16 protein-coding genes are annotated in these 15,613 nt (G+C 64.8%); 8 read left to right on the forward strand and 8 right to left on the reverse strand.

What is annotated here, in order from left to right:
* The first annotated feature begins 44 nt into the window (after positions 1-44).
* Entirely contained in the window at positions 45-1,013 is a 969-nt protein-coding gene (locus ATY77_RS03615) for a zinc-dependent alcohol dehydrogenase family protein (RefSeq protein ID WP_088686108.1), read from the forward strand.
* A gap of 233 nt (positions 1,014-1,246) precedes the next feature.
* Here the strand turns inward: ATY77_RS03615 and ATY77_RS03620 are convergent, their stop codons facing one another.
* A complete protein-coding gene (locus ATY77_RS03620) occupies positions 1,247-1,606 on the reverse strand; it encodes a helix-turn-helix domain-containing protein (protein WP_088675981.1) in 360 nt (119 codons plus the stop codon).
* A gap of 141 nt (positions 1,607-1,747) precedes the next feature.
* Here ATY77_RS03620 and ATY77_RS03625 point away from each other — a divergent pair, with 141 nt between their 5' ends.
* Positions 1,748-2,209 carry a nuclear transport factor 2 family protein gene (locus tag ATY77_RS03625; RefSeq protein ID WP_088686109.1) on the forward strand — a complete coding sequence of 154 codons (462 nt, stop codon included), beginning with the start codon at positions 1,748-1,750 and terminating at the stop codon, positions 2,207-2,209.
* Positions 2,210-2,243: 34 nt separating this feature from the next.
* Here ATY77_RS03625 and ATY77_RS03630 read toward each other — a convergent pair whose 3' ends face one another.
* The gene (locus tag ATY77_RS03630) at positions 2,244-3,119 is read right to left on the reverse strand and encodes a LysR substrate-binding domain-containing protein (protein ID WP_088686110.1); all 876 of its coding nucleotides are present in this window, start codon (positions 3,117-3,119) and stop codon (positions 2,244-2,246) included.
* A gap of 106 nt (positions 3,120-3,225) precedes the next feature.
* Between ATY77_RS03630 and ATY77_RS03635 the strand changes: the two genes are divergently transcribed.
* Both ATY77_RS03635 and ATY77_RS03640 read left to right on the forward strand, forming a co-directional pair.
* Complete coding sequence (locus ATY77_RS03635) at positions 3,226-3,930, forward strand: SDR family oxidoreductase (protein WP_088686111.1); 705 nt, start codon at positions 3,226-3,228, stop codon at positions 3,928-3,930.
* Between the two features lie 13 nt (positions 3,931-3,943).
* Positions 3,944-4,516 (forward strand): pyridoxamine 5'-phosphate oxidase family protein, encoded by a 573-nt coding sequence (locus ATY77_RS03640; RefSeq protein ID WP_088686112.1) that lies wholly within the window; start codon positions 3,944-3,946, stop codon positions 4,514-4,516.
* 29 nt (positions 4,517-4,545) lie between these two features.
* Here ATY77_RS03640 and ATY77_RS03645 read toward each other — a convergent pair whose 3' ends face one another.
* The 4 genes from ATY77_RS03645 to ATY77_RS03660 form a co-directional block, all read right to left on the reverse strand.
* Entirely contained in the window at positions 4,546-5,013 is a 468-nt protein-coding gene (locus tag ATY77_RS03645) for a response regulator (protein ID WP_088686113.1), read from the reverse strand.
* A gap of 249 nt (positions 5,014-5,262) precedes the next feature.
* On the reverse strand, positions 5,263-7,179 hold the full coding sequence (locus ATY77_RS03650) for an ATP-binding protein (RefSeq protein ID WP_088686114.1): 1,917 nt from the start codon (positions 7,177-7,179) through the stop codon (positions 5,263-5,265).
* Positions 7,176-7,835: a response regulator transcription factor gene (locus ATY77_RS03655; protein WP_088686115.1), complete on the reverse strand. Its 660-nt coding sequence runs from the start codon at positions 7,833-7,835 to the stop codon at positions 7,176-7,178. The genes ATY77_RS03650 and ATY77_RS03655 overlap by 4 nt, the downstream gene beginning before the upstream one ends.
* Positions 7,832-8,953, reverse strand: a complete 1,122-nt coding sequence (locus tag ATY77_RS03660) for a sensor histidine kinase (protein ID WP_088686116.1) — start codon at positions 8,951-8,953, stop codon at positions 7,832-7,834. Before ATY77_RS03660 ends, ATY77_RS03655 begins: the two co-directional genes overlap by 4 nt.
* Before the next feature lie 193 nt (positions 8,954-9,146).
* On the opposite strand from ATY77_RS03660, the gene ATY77_RS03665 reads away from it, so the two are divergent.
* The 4 genes from ATY77_RS03665 (at position 9,147) to ATY77_RS03680 (ending at position 11,427) form a co-directional block, all read left to right on the forward strand.
* The gene (locus ATY77_RS03665; protein WP_088686117.1) at positions 9,147-9,602 is read left to right on the forward strand and encodes an SgcJ/EcaC family oxidoreductase; all 456 of its coding nucleotides are present in this window, start codon (positions 9,147-9,149) and stop codon (positions 9,600-9,602) included.
* Positions 9,603-10,136: 534 nt separating this feature from the next.
* Positions 10,137-10,688: a DUF3299 domain-containing protein gene (locus ATY77_RS03670; RefSeq protein WP_190237572.1), complete on the forward strand. Its 552-nt coding sequence runs from the start codon at positions 10,137-10,139 to the stop codon at positions 10,686-10,688.
* A gap of 65 nt (positions 10,689-10,753) precedes the next feature.
* Entirely contained in the window at positions 10,754-11,014 is a 261-nt protein-coding gene (gene vapB / locus ATY77_RS03675; RefSeq protein ID WP_088686118.1) for a type II toxin-antitoxin system VapB family antitoxin, read from the forward strand.
* The gene (locus ATY77_RS03680) at positions 11,011-11,427 is read left to right on the forward strand and encodes a type II toxin-antitoxin system VapC family toxin (protein WP_088686119.1); all 417 of its coding nucleotides are present in this window, start codon (positions 11,011-11,013) and stop codon (positions 11,425-11,427) included. The genes vapB and ATY77_RS03680 overlap by 4 nt, the downstream gene beginning before the upstream one ends.
* Before the next feature lie 70 nt (positions 11,428-11,497).
* Here ATY77_RS03680 and ATY77_RS03685 read toward each other — a convergent pair whose 3' ends face one another.
* Positions 11,498-12,223 carry an SDR family oxidoreductase gene (locus ATY77_RS03685; protein WP_088686120.1) on the reverse strand — a complete coding sequence of 242 codons (726 nt, stop codon included), beginning with the start codon at positions 12,221-12,223 and terminating at the stop codon, positions 11,498-11,500.
* Positions 12,224-13,289: 1,066 nt separating this feature from the next.
* Positions 13,290-15,476, reverse strand: a complete 2,187-nt coding sequence (katG, locus tag ATY77_RS03695; protein ID WP_088686256.1) for a catalase/peroxidase HPI — start codon at positions 15,474-15,476, stop codon at positions 13,290-13,292.
* Positions 15,477-15,613 lie beyond the last annotated feature (137 nt).

Genomic DNA, 15,613 nt, shown 5'->3' on the forward strand with positions numbered 1-15,613 from the left:
CGAAATTGGTGGGCTGTTCTAACCGCGAGTATGTGGGGGATGCAATGCAATATCAGGCGGTGGTGCGAAAATTCGGCCCGGCCCAGGAGGTCGTCGGGATCGAGCGGACGCCGCTGCCGGCGCTGCGGCGCGATCAGGTGCGGGTGCGGCTGCTGGCCCGCTCGATCAACCCCTCCGATATCATCACCATCTCGGGCGCCTATGCCGGCCGCACGACCCTGCCCTTCATTCCGGGCTTCGAAGCCTTCGGCGTGGTCGAAGCCTGCGGCGAAGAAGTCTATGGCCTGAAGCCGGGCACGCGCGTGCTGCCGGTGCGCAGCGCCGGCGGCTGGCAGGAGTTCAAGGACACCGATCCCGGCTGGTGCCTGCGCGTGCCCGACGCGCTTTCCGATTTCGAGGCTGCCACAAGCTACGTCAACCCGATGACCGCCTGGCTGATGCTGCATGGGAAGATCGGGCTGAGGTCCGGCATGCGCATCGCCGTCAATGCCGCCGCCTCCTCGATCGGATCGATCCTGATCGGTCTCGCCAATGCCGCAGGCGTCGAGCCAGTCGCGATCGTCCGCAGCGAAGAATCCCGCCGGCGCCTGCGCGGCCGGCTTGAGGCTGTCATCATCGACAGGGAGGACAGCGACCTCGCAGCCGGCCTCGCCGGCCGGCATGGGCTCGATGCCGTGCTCGACTGCGTCGGCGGCCCGCGCGCCTCGGTCCTTGCCGATGCGCTCAAGCCGGGCGGGCATTTCGTGCATTATGGGTTGCTCTCCGGCCAAAGCATCCCGAATTCCTTCTGGGCCACCCATCCCGACATCACCTTTTCCTTCTGCCATCTGCGGGAATGGGTTCATTCGGAAACCATGGATGTCGTCCAGCGCGCCTATTCCGAGGTCGCCGCGCAGATCGCCGCGAAGGTGATCGCCACCGAGGTGCGGGAGGTGTTTCCCCTGGAAAGGATCGGCGAGGCGCTGCAAGCCGCCCTTCCCTTCCGGACTGGCGGCAAGGTGCTGCTTGCCTGATGGGCCACGCTCCGACCTTGCTTCTTGCGCCCAGCCCCTGGTGGCCGCCCTCGTCCTTCGAGGCCCCTGCGGGGCACCTCAGGATGAGGTCGGAGAGAGGTCGCGGCATCTCGAACGTCGTCCCTTGTTGCCGGCGCGGCATACTCCAACGTCCCTCATCCTGAGGTGCGTAGGCCGCAGGCCGGAGCCTCGAAGGACGCGCTCCGGCGTTGCTTCTTGCCTCTATTCAAATCCTACTCAGTTTCGTGCCGCAGCCGCGATCGGATGATCTCGGGATGGTTCTGCTCGGCCCAGCCGACCAGGGCCTTCATCGGGATGAGGAAGGATCGGCCGAGGTCCGTCAACTCGTATTCCACGCGCGGCGGCACCTCGGGATAGACGGTGCGCCTGATATAGCCGTCCTGCTCCAGATGCCGCAGCGTCTTGGAGAGCATCTGCTTGGAGATGTCGCCGATCTCGCGCAGCAGTTCGTTGAAGCGCTTCTTTTCGGTTTCCAGCGCCTCGAGCGTCAGCAGGCTCCATTGATCGCCGATGCGGTCGAGCACGCCCCTGATCGGGCATCCCGCGCCCGGCCCGTCCGTTTTCTCAGGCATGGCGTCCTTCCTCTCGGTCATCGCACGCTGACCTCGGCACTGAAAACTGCCTTCTTGCTGGGCATTTCGCGCTGTCCTAGACCAAGCCTCATAGTCTGTTTCTTAGACTAGATCGCGGATTCATACCAAGGAGTTTGATGCATGACATTCGGGAAATCGCTTTGCGCACTCGCCATTCTGGCAGGCATCGCCATGCCCTCAGGCGCCTTTGCCGCCTCTCGGGATTTGAAGGTCGAGGAAGCCAACCGGAAGCTGGTGGTGGAATTCTACGACCGCTTCTTCAACAGCCATGATGTCGAGGCCGCCTCGGTGGTGGCGGACGAGTACCGGCAGCACAATCCCGAAGTTCCGGATGGCAAGAAGCCTCTCGTTTCCTTTTTCACCGGCTTCTTCAAGGACAATCCTCAATCGAAGGCGAAGATCGTCCGCAGCTCCGCCGATGGCGATCTCGTCTGGCTGCATGTGCATGCGACGAACGGCGCCGAGGATCGCGGCCAGGCGATCGTCGATATTTTCCGCGTCAAGGACGGCAAGATCGTCGAGCACTGGGATGTGATCCAGGCGGTTCCGAAAGAGGCCGCCAACAAGAACACCATGTTCTGAACATGACGGGGCCGGCGTGAGCCGGCCTCGCTCACTAGGCGAGCGACAGCCGCGCCGCGCACCAGTCCCACACCGCGTCCACGGCCTTTCGCGGCGATGATGCACGTTTGCGGACGAGAAAGTAATCGGGTCCGATGGTCGCCGTCGCATTCGTCACCTGCACCAGCCGGCCGGCTTCGAGATCGGCCGCCACGAAAGCCCGGCAGGCCAGCACGACGCCTTGGCCGGCGAGTGCGGCGTCGAGCGCCAGTGTCGTATGGTTGAACGCCGCGCCCGGCAGCTTCTCGCGAATTCCGAGGAATACGCCCCAGCGATCGTGCGAGTCATGCAGAAGCGGCAGCTTGCAAAGCTCCTCGCGGCTCAAGGGAAGGGTGAGCCCTTTCACCAGATGCGGACTCGCGACCGCGACCAGTTCCTGGCGGAACAGCAGCCTTGCCTCCAGCGTCGCCGGGAAAGGCTGGCTGGTCAGGCGCACGGCGATATCCACCTGATCGCGGTCGAAATCCGCCAGCGCCTCGGTGGCGACCGTCCGCAGATCCACCTCGGGAAGGGCGCTGTAGAACTCGGCGAGGCGCGGGATCAAAAGCTTGGCGGCGACGGTCGGGGTGACGCTGATCGTCACGGTTTCCGGCCGCGCGAAAAGCCGTCCGGTCGCCTCGCCAAGCATATCGAAGGCGCGGGTCACGTCGGAGAGATAGGCGGCACCCTGCGCGGTCAGCGCAAGGCCGCGGGGCTGGCGCTGGAACAGCCTGAGGCCAAGCTGATCTTCCAGCGCGCGAACCTGCTGGGCGATCGCTCCCTGGGTGACGCCGAGTTCGTCAGCGGCGGCGCGGAAATTCAGCCTGCGGCCGGAAGCCTCGAAGGCGCGCAGGGCATTCAGCGGCGGCAGCGCGCGGCGGGATTGGATCATTGGCTTATCCAGTAGATTTTCTACAGTCTTACATGTTTCTTTCTCGCGCGAAAGCAGAGAGCATATCTGGCATAATGCCGCGCAAATCAGCTGTCGGGAGGTTTCAATGTCCGAAGGTAAAGTCGCTCTCATCACCGCAGGCGGATCCGGCATGGGCGCCGCGGCCGCAAGGAAACTGGCCGCGGACGGCTACCGCGTCGCCGTGCTCTCCTCTTCCGGTAAGGGCGAGGCGCTGGCAAAGGAGCTCGGCGGCGTCGGCGTTACCGGCTCCAACCAGTCCGACGAGGACGTGAAGCGGCTCGTCGATCTCTCGATGGAGCGATGGGGGCGCATCGACGCGCTGGTCAATTCCGCCGGCCACGGCCCGCGCGCGCCGATCCTCGACATCTCCGACGAGGACTGGCACCGGGGCATGGAAGTCTATTTCCTGAGCGCGGTCCGCCCGATCCGGCTGGTGGCGCCGATCATGGAGAGGCAGGGCGGCGGCGCCATCGTCAATATCTCCACGGCATGGGCGTTCGAACCCTCGCCGATGTTCCCGACCTCGGCCGTCTTCCGGGCGGGCCTAGCGAGCTTCACCAAGATCTTCGCGGATAGCTATGCGCCCAAGAACATCCGCCTGAACAACGTCCTGCCCGGCTGGATCGACAGCCTGCCCGCCACCGAGGAGCGGCGCGACAGCGTTCCGATGCGCCGCTACGGCACCAGCGAGGAAATCGCGGCCACCATAGCCTTCCTCCTGTCGGAAGGTGCGGGTTATATCACCGGCCAGAACATCCGCGTCGACGGCGGCATCGCCCGTTCGGTCTGAGCGGAGCCTGCCGGTGGATCTGACCGATATCGACGCCGCCGCATGGGCGGAGCTCGAAACGGCTGCGGCGAACCCGCAGTCGGGTTTCCGCTATCTCAACCTCTGCTCCGTCGATGCCGAGATGAGGCCGCAGGCGCGCATGGTTGTGCTGCGTGCGGCCGAAAGATCGGCGCGGCGTCTCGAATTTCATACGGATATACGCAGCCGCAAATGGCCGGAACTCTCGGCCAATCCGCATGTCACGGTTCTCGGCTTCAGCGCCGAAAGCCGGCTGCAGCTTCGGCTTCAGGGAAAGGTCGAGCTTCACGGGCCGGGCAGCGGAGCGGCCGATGCCGCATGGGACAGGCTGCCCGCGCGGACGCGGATGACCTATGCCGGCGGCCCGCCCGGGGACGAGCGCGCCTTCGAAACGATCGACATGGCAGAGCCTGCGGATGAGGCCGGGGGAAAGGCGCGTTTCGGCCTGCTGATCTTTCGGGCCAGCACGCTGGACTGGTTCCAGCTGCGCCAGCAGGACAATCGCAGGGCGTTGTTCTCCTATGACGAAGCCGGCGCCCTCTCCTCTTGCCGCTGGGTCAATCCCTGACCTGAGATCGCGGCGCTTTCGGGGGGCGGTCAATCGATCCTCGGACGTTCCGATCTCGGCGTCGCCAGCCCGTGCCTGGCGAGTTCCAGCGTCAGGATGCGGGTTTCGAGCAGATTGAAGATGCGCAGCACCGCCTCGATCGCATCGAAGGGCTTGGTCAGGAAATCCTTCGCGCCGAGCGAAAGCGCGCACCGGCGTGTCGGCAGCGTCGCATCGGCGGTCAGAACCAGGATCGGCAGATAGCTGTCGTCGGGGATGAGCCTTGCAAAGGTCTCCAGCAGCGCGAAACCATCGAGATCGGGCATCATCAGGTCGAGCAGGACGAGATCGACGGGATGCTCGCGGAAGAGCCGCAGCGCCTCGCGCGGCTCGGTCGTGCTGATCAGCGCCGTAAAGCCCTCGCGCTTCAGGATGCGCTCCAGCAGCGAAACATTGGCCGGTTCGTCATCGACGATCAGGATCGTCGAGGCGCGCAGGATATCGGTGGTATCTGTCATGGACCCCAAAACTTCGTCGAAAGCGATGCCGCACTGATAGCAAGCGAGGAGGCCGAAGGCGATGGCTTCAGTTTTTTGACAAAGTCTCCTCCGTCATGCTCGGCCTTGTGCCGAGCATCTAACCACGACAATTGTTTGACAGGAAAACATTTATTTTCAGTGCCTTAATTGGGCCGGCGTAGATCCTCGGCACAAGGCCGAGGATGACGTCGCGGGTTTTGCAGTGGTTTGTCCGTAGCCTGGCGGCGCCTACGGCACCGCGACGTCTCGCGCCTCGGCCTGTCGCATCGCCGCAGGTGCACGCGGCAGATCGACGTGGAACGTTGCGCCGCCCTCCCGGTTGCTGAAGCCGAGGGTGCCGCCCATGGCGTCGATCAGATGTTTGGAGAGCGCAAGCCCCAAGCCGGTTCCCTCCTGGCTGATGCGCTCGGCGCCCAGCCGGTCGAAGGGGGTGAACAGCCGCGCGACGCGCTCGGGCGGAATGCCGGGGCCGGTGTCGCTGACCTCAATGCGGATGCGGTCGTCCAGCGCCCTGTGGCTGACGGTGACGCTCCCCTGGGGACGATTGTATTTCACCGCATTGGAGAGCAGGTTGAGAAACACCTGGAGCAGACGCCGGCGGTCGGCGAGCACCGTCAGATCCGGCTCGGCCTCAATGACTTCGATGCGAATCTGCTGCTTGCCGCAGAGCGGCCTTGCGAGTGCCACGGCTTCCTCGATCACCTCGACGACGGGCTGCGGTTCGACAGCGAGATCCATGCGCCCGGCCTCGATCCGCGCCATGTCGAGCACTTCGTCGATCAGACTCAGCAGATGCCGGCCGGCCCGCAATATCTGCGCGACGCTCTCCCGGGATTCGGCGTCGTCGACGTCCATTTCCAGAAGCTGCGCGAAGCCGAGCACCGAATTCAGCGGCGTGCGCAGCTCGTGGCTCATGCGCGACAGGAATTCGCTCTTGGCATTGCTGGCGCGCACCGCATCCTCGCGGGCGGCAAGCAGCGCCTCCTCGAACTGCTTGCGCTCGGTGATGTCGCGGGTGATCTTGGAAAAGCCGCGCAGCCGCCCGGTCTCGTCGTGAAGGGCGGTGACGACGACATGCGACCAGAAGCGCGAGCCGTCCTTGCGCAGGCGCCAGCCCTCCGCTTCGGTGCGGCCGTGCAGGGCTGCCTTGGAAAGCTCTTCTCCCGGAAATGTCTCCCTGGTCTGGGCGGGATAGAAGCGGGAGAAATGCTGGCCGACGATCTCCTCGGCCTGGTAGCCGGTGATCCGCGCAGCACCGGCATTCCAGCTCACCACCTGACCATCCGGATCGAGCCCGAAGATGCCGTAATCGCTGACGCCCTCGACCAGCTGGCGGAAGCGCTCCTCGCTCTCGGTTAGATCGGCCTCGCGCTTTTTCAGAAGCACGCTTGCATCGGCGAGCGCCTGTCCGAGATTGCCGAGTTCATCGCGGAAGGGATCGGCCGATGTCACGACCTCGCCTCGCGAGAGCCGGTGCGCCTCTGCTTTCAGCGCATGCACGCGGCGCACGATGCTGGCCGAAAACAGGAAGACGGCGACGAGCGCGCCGGCAAAGCCGAGAAAGCCGGCTGATATCATCAGGCTGCGCGACAGGGTGCGGACCCGGTCGGCGGCCTGCGTTCGGGCGTTGAGGAGATCTGCCTCGCGCCGGTTCATCGCGTCGATCTCCTGTCTCAACACATCGAGCACCTGCTTGCCCTCGATGAGCTTGGCGGCCAGATCCTCGCGCCCGCCGGCGCGCAGAATGTCGGCCTGTTTCAGGAGCTGCAGACGGTCGACCTTGGCATCGACCAGGGCGCGGATGCGCTCGAGGCGGGCCTTCTGCTCCTCGTCGCGCAAGCGCCGGCCGACCTCGTCGAGCACGACGGGCAGCCTGTCCTCCGCCCGGTTGAAGGGATCGAGAAAATCGGCCCTGCCGGTCAGCAGATAGCCGCGCATGGCCGTCGCCGCTTCGGCGATCAGGGCATGCAGCTCCTGAATGCCGGACTGGATCTCCAGCGTCACCCGCACCTGGTCCTCGGCGATGCGGCTCTGCCGGTCGGCGACGAAGACCGAGGCGAGTGCGGCCAGGAGCAGCGCCAGCGGCACCACGATGATGACGATGCCCTTTGCCCTGAGCGGCAGGTCGGCGAAGCGCGGCATCATGGCTCTTCCCTCGCCGTCTGCACCAGCCCGCCGCGCACCGCCATGACGGCGGCCTGCGTGCGGTCGCCGGCCCCGAGCTTGGCGATGATGCGCTCGACATGGATCTTGACGGTGCCGGGCGAAATCTTCAGCGCCCGGCCGATCTCCTTGTTGGTCAGGCCCTCGGCCACCTTGGTCAGCACCTCGCGCTCGCGCACGGTCAGCGTCTCCAAGGCGCTGGCATAGGTCTGCGGCTTGGTGGCGGCGCGCTTCAATAGCCTTGCGACCAGCGGCCCGTCGAAGAAGGCGTCGCCCGAAAGCACGCGGCGGATGGTGCGCAGAATGTCGTCGCGGCTCGCATCCTTCAGCAGATAGCCGGTGGCGCCGGCCTCGATCGCCGCTTCCAGATAATCGAGGCTGTCATGCATGGTGATGATCATCACCCGGGTGCCGGGCGAGACGCGCCGGATTTCCCGCGTCGCCGCTAGCCCATCCATGCGGGGCATGCGGATATCGAGCAGCGCCAGATCCGGTTTGTGCAGGGCTGCGGCCTCCACCGCTTCCGCGCCGTCGCGCACGTCGAGAGCGACATGGAAATCCTCCTGGCCGCCGATCATGGCGATCAGGCCGGCGCGGGCGATGTCGTGATCGTCGGCGACGAGAATGGATGCGGTCATCCCGCCGCCTCCTGCGTGAGCGGTGCCGCGGCGCGGACATGCGTGCCGCCGGAAGCGCCGGCGCCGATCTCGAAACGGCCGCCGAGCAGCGCCAGCCTTTCGCGCATGCCGGCAATGCCGAGCCGGGCGCCCCTGCCCTGCACTTCAGGATGACGCGCCTCGCCGATGCCCTTGCCGTCGTCGATCACTTCGAGATGGGCCTGGCCCGCGCCGTCTTCGAAAAGGCGTACGACGAGCCGGCTCGCCTCGGCGTGCTTGACCACATTGGTGATCGCCTCCTGGGCGACGCGGTAGAAGATGATGCCGGTCGAGGCCGGCCAGCGGTCGGCGCCGGCATCGAGATCGGCGATCACTTCCATGCCGTCGATCGCGTCGAGACGGGTGCGCAGTGCGGCGGCGACGCCGAGATCGTCGAGTTCGGGCGGGCGAAGATCGGCGATGGCGGCGCGCAGATCGGCGACGGAATGGCGCGCAAGCGCTGCGAGCTGATCGATGTCAGGCTTCAGCGCATGCGCCTCGCCGATGCGGGCGGCGAGATCCTGCAGGCGGTAGCTGAGGCCGGCGGCAAGCTGTGCGGCGCCGTCATGCAGATCGAGCGCCACACGCTGCCGCTCCTGCTCCTGCGCCTGGATCAGCTGCGCGACGAGGGCGGCAAGTTCGCTGCGCTGGCGTTCGAGATCGCCGAGCAGCGCCTGCTTTTCCGCCGCCTGCCGTTCGAGATTGCAGGCATCGGCGAGCTGGCCCGCCACCACCTCCAGCGTCTGCCGGTCGTCGGCATCGATGGCGCGCGCCTTCGCGCCGGTCAGCGTCAGGCAAAGAGCGGCGCCCTCCTCTGATGCAAAGAGGATCGCGCCATTGCCGGTCGGCCGGCCGATCGTCAGCTGCGTGCGCGTCTCTCCCTGCGATGCCGGAAAGCTGAGCGTCGCAAGCGCGGCACCGGCGAAATCGGCAAGCCGTGACAGGACCTCGGGTGCTGCCGTTTCGAAGGCCTCAGCATCGAGCAGGCTGCGCGTCTCGATGATGAAACGCAGCCGCGCCGCCCGCGCTTCCGCTGCCCGGTAAAGCGCTCTCATCTCCGCCACATCGAGCGAATGCGTCGTATCTATGGTATGCTCCATGCCCAGCGGGGGCTGTTCCTGAAATCAATGACGCGGGCACGATAGTCATTCCGGCGGGAATGTCATCTATGCCGTTCGGCAGATCGGATCGAAGCCACCCGGCAGATGGGGCTGCGGTGCGCCGGCGCTTAACTATCGGTCATGCGGTTGACCGATGCGATGTCGCCCGGGACCGCCACAAAGGAACTCAAACATGCGTACGATCATTGCTGCCGCCCTTGTCATCGGTTTCGTCCAGGTCCAGTCGGCCAGCGCGGCCGAAACGGCGACCTGCGCGCCGGTGAGCGAAGAACAGGTCGCCAAGCTCTTCGACCGCTGGAATGCTTCGCTCGCGACGCTCAATCCCGAGGAGGTCGCCAAGAACTACAGCGCAGATTCCGTGCTGCTGGCGACGCTGGCCAACAAGCCGCGCATCACCCAGGAAGAGCGGATCGACTATTTCAAGCACTTCCTGGAAAAGGGCCCCAAGGGCCACATCGACAGCCGCACCATCAAGACCGGCTGCAACTGGGCGGTCGACACCGGCACCTACACCTTCACCATGAAGGACGGCTCGAAGGTGCCCGCCCGCTATACCTACACCTATGAGTTCAAGGACGGGAACTGGCTGATCACCTCCCACCACTCCTCGATGATGCCGGAGAAGTAAAGGTCCGACCGATCCGGCAGGGAGATCCCGTGTCCACCCCACACGGGATCTCTTGATTGGTGCCGATGCCTGTCAACAGCGATCGGCGAGGCTGCGTGATATCCCGCCTAGAAGATCGGCGAGAAATGCCCCTCATCCGGCTGCCGCCACTGACCGGGGTCGAGCCACGGGTCTCGACCCGTCCTTCGGACCCCCGTAAAGGGGCGAAGGGACTATGCCGCAACCTCTCCGTCCCTCGCTAGCGTCTCGCATGCACATCCCCTCTCCCCGTCAGAACGGCGGTCCGCAGGACGGGTCGAGACCAGCGGCTCGACCCCGGCAAGGGTTAGGGTGAGGGGCAAATTCGGGGCCGAACCAGACAGCCATGGGCTCGTGCTCCGAGCATCTGCTAGGGTTGAGATGCGGCTGATCCTCGGCACAGGGTCGAGGATGATAAGTTGGATGCGACACCCGAGAGCTTTGACGGCCGAGCGGGATCGAGTAGCATCCCCGGACAGCGGCAAGACCATCGAAGCGGCCGGCCCGGGAGATGCGATGATGAAGCACGGATTCCTGATGTTTACGGTGCTCGCGCTCGGCTCGGCATGGCCGGTGTCCGGCGCCCTCGCCGCGGCGCAACCGATTTTCTGGAGCGCCTTGCGGCCGGCCGGTCAGGCGAGGGCGACGGTTCCGCTGTCGCCAAAAGCGGTCAGCGGCCCGCAGGGCGAAACCCTGGTCTGGCGCGACGAGGGCCATCCGGTCGAACTGACCGGCTTCGTCCTGCCGACCGATCAGGACGGCGATCTCGTCTATGAATTCCTGCTGGTGCCCTGGGCCGGGGCCTGCAGCCACATGCCCACGCCGCCGCCCAACCAGCTGGTTCGCGTCGTTCCGCAGGAGCCGCTGCATCTCGAAAAAATCTATGAGACCGTCACCGTGACGGGCACGCTGCGGCCCGGCCTCGATCAGGCGCAGTTCTTCATGATCGACGGCGTCCGCGTCCTCTCCTACGGATACAGCATGGGCCATGCCGAAGTGGCGAAGGCGACGGCGACGAAGGATCCCGATCTGCTGTCGCTTTCCCCTTTCGGTGTCGTGCCGCGCTAGCTTGCGCGAACATCGCCGAGTGCGTATATACATAAGAATATATACGAAAATCGCGGAGGCTTCCCATGCCCCAATATGCGCGCGTGTTTCAATCCGGCAATTCGCAGGCCGTGCGGCTGCCGAAGGAATTCCGCTTCGATGTCGACCAGGTGGAGGTGACGCGCGAAGGCGATGCGGTCATTCTGCGGCCGCGCGCCGATCTCGGCATGCGCTGGGCGTCCCTGAGGAGCGCCCTCGAACGCGGCCTCAGCGACGATTTTCTGGCGCAAGGACGCGAGCAGCCGGAGGATCAGGAGAGGCCGGATCTTCAAGCTCTCTTCAAGTGATCACGCACCTTCTCGATACCAATGCGGTGATCGCGCTGATCGGCAGGAAATCGGACGCGCTGCTGAAGCGCGTGATCGGCAGCGACGAGGGCTCGATCGGGCTTTCCACCATCGTCATGCACAAGCTCTATTACGGCGCCTATAAGAGCGCGAAAATCTCCTACAATCTCGAAACTCTGCGCCTGTTCATGGCGGATTTCCCCGCCATCGGTTTCGAGCGCGAGGATGCGCTGGCATCGGGAGAGATCCGCGCGGCATTGGCGGCAAAGGGAACGCCGATCGGTCCCTATGACGTGCTGATCGCCGCGCAGGCGAAGACCCGGGGTCTCATTCTCATCACGAACAATGTCGGGGAGTTCCGGCGCGTGGACGGCCTTGATGTCGAGGATTGGACGGTCTCTATCGATAGCTGAGAAGCCGAATCCGCCCAGGCAGTCAGCCTGTCGGGAGAGGAGCGCCCCTCTCCCGCCATACGGCCTTGTGTCAGATGTCGAAAGAACTCGGCAAGATCACCACGTCGCGGATCGTCACGTTGCGCGGCCGGGTCAGCATGAAGAGCACGGCTTCCGCGACGTCGCGCGGTTCGATCAGCGCGCCCGCCTCTTTTGCCTTGCGCAGGTTCTCCTCCGGCCAGTCTTTCAGCAGCGCGCTGCTGACCGGACCCGGCGAGACGGAGCCGACGCGGATGCCGTTCTTCAGGAGCTGCCGCCGCATGGTCTGGACGAAGCAGTGCATCGCCCACTTCGAAGGCGAATAGACCGGCTCCCATGGAACCGCGGCTTGGCCCGCGACCGAACTGGTGACGATGATATCTCCCGTCCCTCTCTTGATCATGTGGGGCATGACCGTGCGGACGTTCTTGATGACCACGTTGACGTTCAGATTGAGCATGCGGTCGATCGCGTCGAGGTTCGCTTCCACCAGATCCCCGCCGATATAGGTGCCGGCATTGGCGTGGAAGATGTCGAGCTGACCGACCTTCGAGAGAATGCCGTCGAGCAGGCCGGCGCAATCCTCGGGGTTGAGAAGGTCGAGCGGCAGCGCGATCGCCTTCTCGCCCAGCCTGCCGCTGGCCGCACCCAGCGCCGCCTCGTCCCGATCTATCATCACGACCGTACCGCCCGCCGCAATGACCGCCTCGGTCGTCGCCAATCCAATGCCCGAGGCAGCTCCGGTGATGGCCGCGACTTTACCTTGCAAACCGTTCATATCCACTCCTCCAAATGTGTCGATCTTCTATCGCATGCGAGGTCCGCCATGGCTAGAAGTTCGCGGCGTGGCGGGGATGGTCCGAGCGTCGAGGCGTGTGTGAGGCGGTGGCTCGCAAGCGATTCAGGAGGAATGGCTTGGTTACCCCCTTCCGTCATACTCGGGCTTGTCCCGAGTATCTGCTCCGGTCGATAGGGCAGGAGATCCTCGGCACAAGGCCGAGCGATGACGCCGAGTGAAAATGAGACGGCTGCGGAGAGAATGGGCGGGAGGCCAACCCCACACTCCTCACCAGTCACTCGTAAACTGGTTATTGAGGTCGGATGCACCACCTCTCCTCCGTCATTCCTGTGCTTGTCACAGGAATCCAGCCACCGCGCGTCGGCGCGGTGAATGACTCTCCTGAAGGCAAGGGAGTCTCTTGCGCCCAAGGACTTGGGCGCGCTGGATCCCTGTGACGAGCACAGGGATGAGGGAGGAGAGGTAGTGCCTGCCCATTTAAGAATAACGCGCGTTGAGGACTAGATGGTTGGGCGGTAGCGTCGGGACGCTTTGGCGCGGGAGAGATGGCTGCCTCCTCTTCCGTCATACTCGGGCTTGTCCCGAGTATCTGCCTCCGGTCGATAGGGCAGCAGATCCTCGGCACAAGGCCGAGGATGCCGCCGAGTGAAAATGAGACGCTAGTGAAAATGAAACGGCTGCGGAAAAGTGGCCGGAGGCCAACCCCACACTCCTCACCAGTCACTCGGAAGCTGGTTATTGAGGTCGGAAGCACCACCTCTCCTCCGTCATTCCTGTGCTTGTCACAGGAATCCAGCCACCGCGCATCCGCGCGGTGAATGACCCTTTTGAAAACAAGGGAGTTTCCTGCGCCCAAGGACTTGGGCGCGCTGGATCCCCGTGACGAGCACAGGGATGAGGGAAGGAGAGGTGGTGCCCGCGCCCGATCAACCATCAGGCGCGTAGAGAATTGAAAGGCCGAGCGGTCGTAGCCCACCCCGGGGGATTCGCATAAAAAAACCCGGGCGCGGCCGAAGCCGCGCCCGGGCAAAACTCACTGAACCGATCAGACGAGATCGAATCTGTCGGCGTTCATGACCTTGTTCCAGGCGGCGACGAAGTCCTTGACGAACTTCTCCTTGGCGTCGGCCTGGCCGTAGACTTCGGCGAAGGCGCGCAGCTGCGAGTGCGAGCCGAAGATCAGGTCGACGCGCGTGCCGGTCCACTTGGCGGCGCCCGTCTTGCGGTCGCGGCCTTCATAGACGCCTTCCTTGCCGGCGGCCGGAACCCACTGGGTGGCCATGTCGAGCAGGTTGACGAAGAAGTCGTTCGTCAGCGTCTCGGGACGGGCGGTGAAGACGCCGTGTTCCGGCTGGCCGGCCTTGAGGACGCGCAGGCCGCCGACGAGGACGGTCATTTCGGGTCCGGTCAGGGTCAGCAGCTGGGCGCGGTCGACGAGCGCTTCTTCCGGCTTCATGAACTGCAGGCGCTTGCCGTTCACATAGTTGCGGAAGCCGTCGATGCGCGGCTCGAGCGCTGCGAAGGAATGCGCATCCGTCTGGGCTTCGGAAGCATCCATGCGGCCCGGCGTGAAGGGCACGCTCACGGTGGTGCCGCCGGCGGCCGCAGCCTTCTCGACGCCGGCTGCACCGGCGAGCACGATCAGGTCGGCGAGCGAGATCTTCTTACCGCCGGTCTGGGCGGCGTTGAAGTCCTGCTGGAGGCTTTCGAGGACGCCGAGCACCTTGGCGAGCTGGGCCGGCTGGTTGGCGTCCCAGTCCTTCTGCGGGGCAAGGCGGATGCGTGCGCCATTGGCGCCGCCGCGCTTGTCGGAGCCGCGGAAGGTCGAGGCGGATGCCCAGGCGGTCGAAACCAGCTCCTGCACGGAAAGACCGGTGGCGAGAACCCGGGCCTTCAGCTCGGCAATGTCCTTGTCGTCGACGAGGGGATGGTCGACGGCCGGGATCACGTCCTGCCAGATCAGGTCTTCGGCCGGAACCTCGGGGCCGAGGTAGCGCACCTTCGGACCCATGTCGCGGTGGGTCAGCTTGAACCAGGCGCGGGCGAAAGCGTCGGCGAACTCGGCGGGATTTTCCAGGAAGCGGCGCGAGATCTTCTCGTAGATCGGATCGAAACGCAGCGCCAGGTCGCTGGTCAGCATGGTCGGCAGATGCTTCTTGCCGGCGTCGAAGGCATCCGGAATGGAGGCTTCGGCGTTCTTGGCCTGCCATTGCTTCGCGCCGGCCGGGCTCTTCGTCAGCTCCCATTCGTAGGCGAACAGGTTTTCGAAGAAGTAGTTGCTCCACTTGGTGGGCGTCTGCGACCAAGTGACTTCGAGGCCGGCGGTGATCGCGTCCTTGCCGACGCCGGTGCCGAACGAGCTCTTCCAGCCGAGGCCCTGGTCCTCGATCGCGCCGCCTTCCGGCTCGGCGCCGATGAAGGACGGGTCGCCCGCCCCATGGGTCTTGCCGAAGGTGTGGCCGCCGGCGATCAGCGCCACGGTCTCTTCGTCGTTCATCGCCATGCGGGCGAAGGTTTCGCGGATGTCGCGCGCCGAAGCGAGCGGATCGGAATTGCCGGCGGGGCCCTCCGGGTTGACGTAGATGAGGCCCATCTGCACGGCGCCGAGCGGCTCGGCGAGCTGGCGTTCGCCGCTGTAGCGCTCGTCGCCGAGCCAGGTGCCTTCAGGACCCCAGTAGAGCTCTTCCGGCTCCCAGACGTCGGCGCGGCCGCCGGCGAAGCCGAAGGTCTTGAAGCCCATGGATTCCAAGGCGACGTTGCCGGTGAGGATCAGCAGGTCGGCCCAGGAGATGCTGTTGCCGTATTTTTGCTTGATCGGCCAGAGCAGGCGGCGGGCCTTGTCGAGGTTGGCATTGTCAGGCCAGCTGTTGAGCGGCGCGAAACGCTGCTGACCCTGGCCGGCGCCGCCGCGCCCGTCGGTGATGCGGTAGGTGCCGGCGCTGTGCCAGGCCATGCGGATGAAGAGGCCGCCGTAATGGCCGAAGTCGGCCGGCCACCACTCCTGCGAATCGGTCATCAGCGCGGTGAGATCCTTCTTCAGCGCGTCGAGATCGAGCTTCTTGAACTCCTCGGCATAGTCGAAATCCTTGCCCATCGGATCGGCGCGGCCGGAATTGTGATGAAGAATCTGCACGTTCAGCTGGTTCGGCCACCAGTCGCGGTTGGAATGGCCGCGCGGCGTGTTGCCATGGGCCACAGGACATTTGCCTGCGGTGTCAGTGGGGTTGTCCATGATCGTCTCCTTCATTGCTTGATCTGTCGGCGGTTCAAAAAGATGAGCCGAGCTGGCGCCCCACTCTCTCCCTTGCTGTCTTCATATCGGAAGCGTTCAATAATTTTAAGTTGGATTTACTGATTGCTGCGATAAGC

It is taken from the genome of Rhizobium sp. R634 (assembly GCF_002211305.1).
In the GTDB taxonomy this organism is placed as follows: Bacteria; Pseudomonadota; Alphaproteobacteria; order Rhizobiales; family Rhizobiaceae; genus Rhizobium.